Annotated in this window: 11 protein-coding genes; 4 read left to right on the top strand and 7 right to left on the bottom strand. The window is 59.5% G+C overall.

Annotation, left to right across the window (positions count from 1 at the left end):
- The coding region (locus D6877_RS02710; RefSeq protein WP_130909759.1) for an autotransporter at positions 1–1931 on the bottom strand (1931 nt) is incomplete at its 3' end.
- Positions 1932–2116: 185 nt separating this feature from the next.
- Here D6877_RS02710 and D6877_RS02705 point away from each other — a divergent pair.
- Complete coding sequence (locus D6877_RS02705) at positions 2117–3100, top strand: MDR family oxidoreductase (RefSeq protein ID WP_130909753.1); 984 nt, start codon at positions 2117–2119, stop codon at positions 3098–3100.
- Here the strand turns inward: D6877_RS02705 and ada are convergent.
- The 4 genes from ada to D6877_RS02690 form a co-directional block, all read right to left on the bottom strand.
- Positions 3090–4151 carry a bifunctional DNA-binding transcriptional regulator/O6-methylguanine-DNA methyltransferase Ada gene (gene ada / locus D6877_RS02700; RefSeq protein ID WP_130909752.1) on the bottom strand — a complete coding sequence of 354 codons (1062 nt, stop codon included), beginning with the start codon at positions 4149–4151 and terminating at the stop codon, positions 3090–3092. The two genes, D6877_RS02705 and ada, sit on opposite strands and share 11 nt — an antisense overlap.
- An 80-nt stretch (positions 4152–4231) precedes the next feature.
- A complete protein-coding gene (gene alkB, locus D6877_RS02695) occupies positions 4232–4903 on the bottom strand; it encodes a DNA oxidative demethylase AlkB (protein ID WP_130909751.1) in 672 nt (223 codons plus the stop codon).
- Between the two features lie 7 nt (positions 4904–4910).
- Positions 4911–5075: a hypothetical protein gene (locus D6877_RS29290; protein ID WP_178083620.1), complete on the bottom strand. Its 165-nt coding sequence runs from the start codon at positions 5073–5075 to the stop codon at positions 4911–4913.
- A gap of 34 nt (positions 5076–5109) precedes the next feature.
- A complete protein-coding gene (locus D6877_RS02690) occupies positions 5110–5412 on the bottom strand; it encodes a DUF1883 domain-containing protein (RefSeq protein ID WP_007912251.1) in 303 nt (100 codons plus the stop codon).
- Positions 5413–5623: 211 nt separating this feature from the next.
- Here D6877_RS02690 and D6877_RS02685 point away from each other — a divergent pair, with 211 nt between their 5' ends.
- Both D6877_RS02685 and D6877_RS02680 read left to right on the top strand, forming a co-directional pair.
- Complete coding sequence (locus D6877_RS02685; protein WP_130909750.1) at positions 5624–5980, top strand: hypothetical protein; 357 nt, start codon at positions 5624–5626, stop codon at positions 5978–5980.
- A gap of 72 nt (positions 5981–6052) precedes the next feature.
- Positions 6053–6283, top strand: coding sequence for a hypothetical protein (locus D6877_RS02680; RefSeq protein WP_130909749.1), 231 nt, complete (start codon positions 6053–6055; stop codon positions 6281–6283).
- A 2-nt stretch (positions 6284–6285) separates the two neighbouring features.
- On the opposite strand, the gene D6877_RS02675 is transcribed toward D6877_RS02680, so the two are convergent.
- Positions 6286–6573, bottom strand: coding sequence for a hypothetical protein (locus D6877_RS02675; protein ID WP_130909748.1), 288 nt, complete (start codon positions 6571–6573; stop codon positions 6286–6288).
- 140 nt (positions 6574–6713) lie between these two features.
- Positions 6714–6899 (bottom strand): hypothetical protein, encoded by a 186-nt coding sequence (locus D6877_RS02670; protein ID WP_016774922.1) that lies wholly within the window; start codon positions 6897–6899, stop codon positions 6714–6716.
- A 258-nt stretch (positions 6900–7157) separates the two neighbouring features.
- Here D6877_RS02670 and galU point away from each other — a divergent pair.
- A partial coding sequence (galU, locus tag D6877_RS02665; protein WP_130909758.1) for a UTP--glucose-1-phosphate uridylyltransferase GalU occupies positions 7158–7932 on the top strand: 775 nt, incomplete at its 3' end.

Here is a 7932-nt window from a genome sequence, read left to right as displayed (position 1 = left end):
ACCTGGCCGGCCCAGCGATTGCCGGTCCAGGCGTTGTGGCCGGCTCCATAACGGCTGACCGTCGCACGATCACCCCACTGATGATAAAGATTGCCGGTGGTTCCGGCCCAGCCACCCGGGCCCCATGCCACGGCGCCGCCGCGATAACCGTAAGCGGCGCCACCCCAGGCCAGCGGCGCCGGGTACAGACGCGGACCCCACGCGTAGCCCCAGCCGTAATTTCCCCACCACGGATAGGCGCCCCAGCCCCAGCCCATGGCGACGGTGTTGCCGCCCCAGCTCCAGCCGAATCCGAAGCCGAAGGTCCAGCCAGTCCACGGCGTGTAACGAATCGCGACGCCGAAACCATAGGTCACCGGCGGCCCGTACCAGACGCTACCGACCCACGGCGTATACGGATAACCGGTGCCGTACACCACAACGCCAGTCGCCGGGTCCAGCGTCGAGCCTTGATAGCCCGGTGTGTAGCCGACCACCACGGTATCGCCGCTGGATTCGTAAACCTTCACGTACGTGAGGTAGTGCATTGGCGAGCTGGGCGGAATCGAATAAATCACCGCTGGCACTGAAGTTGCCACGCTCCACGGCCCGTTCAGCGAGGTGGCGCTGAACCAGATGCCGTTCTCCACCGCCCACCAACTGTCGTTGTCGACTCGAATAATCGGAGTGGCGCTGTTGACCACGTATTGCAGCGGCGTATTGCTGATCGCTTTGAGCTGCGGCTCGCCGTCAAATTGCGGCGCCGTCATCTTCACCGCGCTCTTCTTGATCGCCGAGGTCTGCGGGATGGTCGCGGCAATGGCCGCCTCCTGTGCCTGTGGCGTGCCGGCTACCGAGGCCTTGACGTTCTCTTTGGCGCTGTCGTCAGGAATATTGGCAAAGTCGGCCGGCAGTTTGTCTGCCGGGACAAAGGTCCATGGCCCGCTCATGTCGCTGGCGCGGAACCAGCGCCCGGAGATCAGTACATAACTGTTCTGATCGCCGATTTCCTTGAAGATGTGCCCGGTGGTGTTGCTCACGTACAACAGGCTGGTGCCCTGAATCGGTTGCCATTGCGCGGCGCCGTCGGTGACCAACAGTTCCGTTGGCGTGGTGGCGATGAAGATCTTTGGCTGCGGAGGCTTGGCCAGGCTGGGAATCTTGTCCTTCGGATCGCTTTGTCCGGTGAGCAAATCCACCTGGCGACTCTTTATCGCCGCCTGTTTGGCTTTTTCCAGTTCGGGCGGCGGTGCAGCGAGGCGCGTGTAGTTGCCGTCCACTTGATCCGCGACCATCCAGCCGTCGAATACGTGCAGGTAGTGTTTGCCCTGGACGTCCTTGAGCAGCAATGGGCGCGTGTTGATCACCCGTTGCAGCTCGGTGCCTTCCACCGGCCGGTAAGCCGCTTCGCCGTCGATGTACACGAGGATTGCCGGGCTGTCGGAGCTGATGATGGTCGGCGGTGTGTTTTCCAAGGGCGCGCTGTCGGCTTTCTGTTCAGCGTTGAGCACGCCAACCGCTGCTTCCAGCTGATCCAGTGAAATGGTTTTCTTGCGGCTCTCGGCATCTTTTTCCAGGACGGCTAGCCACGTGTCGGCCTGTTTGGCATCGGCGGGGAAATCGGCCTTGATGATGTTGTACTGATCGAGCGCGACCCAGCGGGTGGCTTTATCGACGAGGGTGTGAGCGCTGAACTGGACGATGCCGTAGGTGGACTTGCCATCGGCAGCCGTGGCTTCGACAGCCGCGCGGGCATTGAGCGTATAGCCATCCCAGCTGTCGAGCTGCGGCTGATACACCGTCAGTTTGCTCTTGCCGCTGTTGATCACCTGCGGCCAGTTCGGCTCGCTTGGCGCCGCGTCCGGCTTTGCCGCTGGGGCGGCTGCCCAGGCGTTGCCAAGTGTCAGCAGACATAACATCAGCAACCAGGGTAAAGCGCGCAGGAAAGGCATCGTCAGCTCCATCGACAGACCGGTTTGCAAGGCAAGACCGGGAAAACACAACCGTCGAAAAAGCATAGCCGCCCGCCGTGGATTTACCCGGCTGATCGAGCAGTCAGCGCAAAGTCGAGTGTGGCAATGTGTTGCGATGTGCTATTTCAAGGCATGCTTTTACAAATCATCTTCGAGAGGCCGTCATGTTCAACGCCATTCTGATCGACAAAGACGACAGCGGTTATCGCGCCAATCTGCAGCAAATCGATGAGCAGCAACTGCCCGAGGGCGACGTCAGCGTGAACGTCGCGTACAGCACGCTGAATTTCAAGGATGGCCTGGCGATCACCGGCAGCAGCCCGGTGGTACGCAAGTTTCCCATGGTGCCGGGGATCGATCTGGCGGGAACTGTCGAGTCCAGTTTCCATGCGGATTTCAAGGCGGGCGATCGGGTGCTGCTCAACGGTTGGGGCGTCGGGGAAAGCCACTGGGGCGGACTGGCGCAAAAGGCCCGGCTCAACGGTGACTGGCTGATTCCACTGCCCGAAGCTTTCACCCCTGCGCAAGCCATGGCCATTGGCACTGCGGGCTACACGGCGATGCTGTGCATTCTGGCGCTGGAGCGCCATGGCGTGACCCCTGGTCAGGGCGAAGTGCTGGTCACTGGCGCCAATGGCGGAGTCGGTAGCTTTGCCATCGCTTTGCTCAGCAAGTTGGGATACCGCGTGGTGGCGTCCACGGGCCGGGTGTCCGAGCATGAATACCTGCAGCGACTGGGCGCTGCCGAAATTATCGATCGAGCCACCTTGTCCGAACCGGGCAAGCCGTTGGCGAAGGAGCGTTGGGCGGCGGTGGTCGATTCGGTCGGCAGCCATACATTGGCCAACGCTTGCGCCAGCACTCGCTCGGAAGGCGTGGTCGCGGCATGCGGGTTGGCGCAAGGCATGGACTTTCCGGCCTCGGTAGCACCATTTATTCTGCGCGGCGTGACGTTGGCGGGGATCAACAGTGTGACCCAGCCCAAGGCGCGTCGTATCGAGGCGTGGAACCGGCTGGCCAAGGATCTGGATTTCTCGTTATTGCAATTGATCAGTCAGGAAATCAGTTTGAGCGAAGCGCTTGAGGCTGCGCCCAAACTGCTCGCCGGGAAACTGCGGGGCAGGGTGGTGGTCGACGTCAATCGTTGAGTTCGCGCTCAAGCAACTGGCGTTTGCGTTCGACGCCCCAGCGGTAGCCGGAAAGGTTGCCATCGCTGCGCACCACGCGGTGGCAGGGAATCGCCACCGCCAGGCGGTTGGCCCCGCAAGCCTGGGCCACCGCACGCATCGAAGTCGGCGCGCCGATGCGTTGCGCGATCTCGGCGTAACTGGCGGTGCTGCCTGCGGGTATCTCGCGCAGCGCCTGCCAGACGCGCTCCTGAAACGCTGTGCCGCGTATATCCAGCGGCAAGTTCAGGCCTGTCGCGGGCGCTTCGACAAAACCGACGACGCTGGCGATCAACTGTTCAAATTCGCGGTCGGCGCCGATCAGATTGGCCTTGCGAAACTGATCCTGCAGATCGCAGACCAGTTGATGCGGATCGTCGCCGAGCAGAATTGCGCAGATCCCCCGTTCGCTTTGCGCCACCAGAATCGCCCCCAGCGAGCATTGGCCAACGGCAAAGCGGATGTCGTTGTTCTGCCCGGCGGCGCGGTAGTCGGTGGGCTTCATGCCCAGCAGTTGATCGGCTGATTCGTAAAAACGGCTGTTGGAGTTGAAGCCAGCGTCATACAGCGCGTCGGTCACCGAGCCGCCATCCGCCAGACGCGCACGCAGTTTGCGTGAACGATGCGCCGTGGCGTAAGCCTTGGGCGTAAGGCCAGTCGCGGCTTTGAATACTCGATGAAAATGGAAAGGGCTAAGACCGGCGCTGGCGGCGAGGCTGTCGAGCGCGGGCAATGTCTCGGACGCTTCGATCTGCCGGCAGGCTGCTGCGATGATCGCCGCATGTTGCGCGTCATTCTGGTCCTTGCTGGCCCGTTTGCTCGGCCGATATCCGGCAGCTTCGGCCAGTTCGGCGGTTTCGAAAAATATGACGTTCTGCGGTTTCGGCAGACGCGCAAGGCTGCTCGGTCGGCAATAGACGCCGGTGGTTTTCACCGCGTAGACAAATTGTCCGTCGGCACTTGGGTCGCGAGCAACCACGGCGGCCCAGCGGGGATCGTCTTCAATACTGATGGTGTTCGAAAGCGTGTCCATGAGAGGGAATCCGTTGACCTGTTTGAGTCAGGTTAACCAGCATCGTAACCCGCGACACTCCGCGCCTTGCGGTCAAACTTTTACTGATCGCCAGCAACGCGGAAGGTGATGTTGATGCGCCGTTCGCCCAAGAGCGGGTGATGGCCGGGTTTGATTGGCAGCACGCCGTGATAGCGCAGGCGATCCACACCACCCCAGACCACCATGTCGCCGTGCAACAGCGGGATGCGCTGGCTCTTGTCGCTGCGTTCGAAACCGCCAAACAGAAACATTGCCGGCAAACCCAGCGACAACGAAACGATGGGCGCGGCATAACCCTTTTCGTCCTTGTCCTGATGCAACGACATCTTGGCGCCGGGGACGTATTGGTTGATCAGGCAGGAGTCGGCCTGAAAATCCGGAAAGCCGGCACGCTCAGCCGCTTGGTGTGCCAGTTCGGCAAATACCGTCGGCATCGACGGCCACGGCAAGCCGCTGAGTGGGTCGACGCTGGAATAGCGGTAACCGCTGCGATCGGTGATCCAGCCCAGCTGTCCGCAACTGCTGGTGCCGACCGACATGCTGAAACCGCCGGGCGTGACCATGTGGCGTAGCGGGGCGGCGGCGAGAACGGTTTCGAGCGCCGTCAGCAGTTGCTCGACCCGAGACAAGGCGAATCCGCGCAGCACCCACGATTGCTCGCCGATCTGCTCGACGCGGGGTTGCTGAACGGGCTCGTTGTCGGCGAACAGGTCAAACGTGGTTGGTTGCATGATTCGGTTACAGCGCTTTGCTGACCTTGATGTCACTGAGTTCTTCGTCAGCGTGCATTTTCTTCAGCGCCGCTTTCGCTTCCTCGTCAGTGCCGGTTTCCAGTTCAGCGAATTCGAAACGCTGTGCACCGTCCAGTTTGTACTTGATCACGTATTTGATTTTTTGCGCCACGGTAGTGGTTTCCTTTCAGAATAGGCTGCGCGTATCAGCTCAGTTTAGTGCTGGAGCGACGGATGATCTTGATCGAATGGGTCAGGGTCGGCTTGCGCGTCACGCTGATTGCACGGCGGTTGACGGTGTCGATGGTGATGTTCCAGAAGCCGGTGCTCGGCGCCGTTATGCGTGCTGGGAAGGTGTCGAACGCGCCGCCGTGGTAGGTGTGACGACCGCCGTTTTTGAAGCTGCGGAAGTTGGCGTCGTTCATCAAACGGATGTTGCACATCTGCGAGCATTGAATGACGACGATGTCGTCTTCGTTGAGGTGCTCGCGCTGGTGAATGAATTTCATGGGCGCCTCCAGAAGGGCTTTTTCTACTAAATCAAAACGATAGCTTGTCGATGGGCGCAGTTTATCAGCCCGCACGGGTTATTATCTGGCCGTCGGGCGTTGCTTTGACAAATTTTGAACAGAACTTCGCCATGGCCGGCGGGTTAAATGCACAAGGCCCCGGAGAAAAGCGGCATTTGTGCTGTCGGACGGTCTTTAACGGAGGATTTATATGAAGTGGGGTGTGGTGTGTGTGCCGTTGATTCTGGCAATGGCCGGTTGCGCAAATGTTTCCGAAATCAATGAAACCCTGCCGACCATGAGCGTTATCTCTGGCAAAAAGCCTCAGGAATACGCGCAGTGCCTGACTGAAAAACTCGCCGACAGTCGCGGCGCGTTGCAGGTTCAGCCGCAGAAGGACGGTGTACGAGTGATCGTCCCCGGCAAACTTTCGTCAGGTCCTGCAGCAGTGTTTGATATCGAGGATCGCGCCGGTGGCAGCAGCATCAAGCTGCATGAGCGTATGTCTAACGTGCCGGTTCGCCCTCACGATGTACAGAAAGCCGCGAACGCCTGTATTTCCGGCTGATAGACTACCGGACATCAGCACCCGATGCCGTCACAGTCCTGCTGTGGCGGCATTGTCATTTATGGAGTCGCGATGAAGCGAGAGCACGTGCGGGAGCGCCATGCAGAGGGCCTTATCTCTGCCACCCATGTCATCCAGAACCCGGCAAATTCCGGTGAATGGATCGTGTTTTTCAAGAAGAGTGCAGGGCGCAGCTACTTTTTGGTGGATGACAATGATGAAGTCGAGTCCTTCAGTCGGCTCGACGATCTGATCGAGGTCGTCCGTGGCCTCGGAATCAAGTTCGCCGAAATCCACATGTAGGCTTACTTGCAGACAACCACGACGTTGCGGGTTTTGTAATTGCCGACGTCGACGCCCAGGGTTTTGTCGTCTTCCGCAGGTGCCGGTGTGCCGTCAGTGCCGACAATGCGATAACCGGTGCCGGCGCAGGAGGCATCTGCCTTCTCGTAGCACATCGCCCAGGAGTTGGCCTCGCCTGAACAGTCTATGCTCAGGCCTTGTTCGCCATTGTTCAGAAAGGTCGGCTGCGAGGTGGCACAGCCGCTCAGTACCAACACCGCGAAAATCGGATGCAGTTTGTTCAGGTTCATGGTTGCGTGGTCTTCAAGTGGGGGACTGGATGTTCTGACAGCAGCGCGATGAAAAGGTTATAGCGATTGGCCACTCGTTTGCCAACAAGGCACAAAAAAGCCCTGCGTCCTGGCAGGGCTTGGAGCGTGTGGCGACAGGGTCAGTCCTGATCCTTGCCACGGCGCTTGGAAGAAGCAGGCGTATCGGTGAACACCGAGGCCACATCCGTCGCCATCTGCTCGCTGTCGAAAGGTCCGGCGATATGTTCGCCGTTGGTGGTGGTCAGCGTCCACTTGCCGTCTTTCTTGTCGATCACATACCCGTTGATGATTTTTACCGCAGCCATCTGGTCTTTCTCGTTCGCTGGTTCAAAGGCGCCATGATAGCGGCAAATGCTCGCATTAGGGGCTGATAAGCGTATGGTGATCCAGTTTCCACGGATCTTGAGCTACGCTGACTTTGCTGCGCAAATACCCGGATGGAACTATCCGCGCGAATATTTCTCTATGTTGGCATCGGTTAGCCAGCGCGGGGCATTGTAAGGCGCGTGCCGCCTGATTAGACTGCCCCGAAACTCGTACACACAGCCTTTTCAAGGACTTATATGATCAAGAAATGCTTGTTTCCAGCAGCCGGTTACGGCACTCGCTTCCTCCCAGCGACCAAAGCCATGCCTAAAGAAATGCTGCCGGTGGTAAACAAGCCACTGATCCAGTACGGCGTTGAAGAAGCACTGGACGCGGGCCTGACAGAAATCTCCATCGTCACCGGCCGTGGCAAGCGTGCTCTGGAAGACCACTTCGACATCAGTTACGAGCTGGAAAACCAGATCAAGGGCACCGACAAGGAAAAGTACCTGGTCGGTATCCGCAAGCTGTTGGACGAGTGCTCGTTCTCCTACACCCGTCAGACCGAAATGAAAGGTCTGGGCCACGCCATCCTGACTGGCCGCCCGCTGATCGGTGACGAACCGTTCGCCGTGGTCCTGGCGGACGACCTGTGCGTCAACATCGACGGCGACGGCGTGCTGACCCAGATGGTCAAGCTGTACAAGCAGTTCCGCTGCTCGATCGTCGCCATTCAGGAAGTCGATCCGCAGGAAACCAACAAGTACGGCGTAATCGCCGGCGAAATGATCCGCGACGACATCTATCGCGTACACAGCATGGTCGAGAAGCCAAAGCCGGAAGACGCGCCGTCGAACCTGGCCATCATCGGTCGTTACATCCTGACCCCGGACATCTTCGACCTGATCGAGCAGACCGAGCCAGGCAAGGGCGGCGAAATCCAGATCACCGACGCCCTGATGAAGCAAGCCCAGAACGGCTGCGTGATGGCCTACAAGTTCAAGGGCAAGCGTTTCGACTGCGGTGGCGCTG

It is taken from the genome of Pseudomonas sp. Sample_9 (genome assembly GCF_004307535.1).
GTDB classification, from domain to species: Bacteria; Pseudomonadota; Gammaproteobacteria; order Pseudomonadales; family Pseudomonadaceae; genus Aquipseudomonas; species Aquipseudomonas mercuritolerans.
The sequence above is the reverse complement of the archived record's forward strand: the minus strand, read 5'-3'. Positions and strand labels throughout refer to the sequence as shown.

Coding starts and splice junctions, on each gene's coding strand:
- ada (WP_130909752.1), bottom strand. CDS start 4,151: ATGGACACGCTTTCGAACACCATCAGTATTGAAGACGATCCCCGCTGG.
- D6877_RS02670 (WP_016774922.1), bottom strand. CDS start 6,899: ATGGCTGCGGTAAAAATCATCAACGGGTATGTGATCGACAAGAAAGAC.
- D6877_RS02685 (WP_130909750.1), top strand. CDS start 5,624: ATGAAGTGGGGTGTGGTGTGTGTGCCGTTGATTCTGGCAATGGCCGGT.
- D6877_RS02705 (WP_130909753.1), top strand. CDS start 2,117: ATGTTCAACGCCATTCTGATCGACAAAGACGACAGCGGTTATCGCGCC.
- D6877_RS02675 (WP_130909748.1), bottom strand. CDS start 6,573: ATGAACCTGAACAAACTGCATCCGATTTTCGCGGTGTTGGTACTGAGC.
- alkB (WP_130909751.1), bottom strand. CDS start 4,903: ATGCAACCAACCACGTTTGACCTGTTCGCCGACAACGAGCCCGTTCAG.
- D6877_RS02680 (WP_130909749.1), top strand. CDS start 6,053: ATGAAGCGAGAGCACGTGCGGGAGCGCCATGCAGAGGGCCTTATCTCT.
- D6877_RS02690 (WP_007912251.1), bottom strand. CDS start 5,412: ATGAAATTCATTCACCAGCGCGAGCACCTCAACGAAGACGACATCGTC.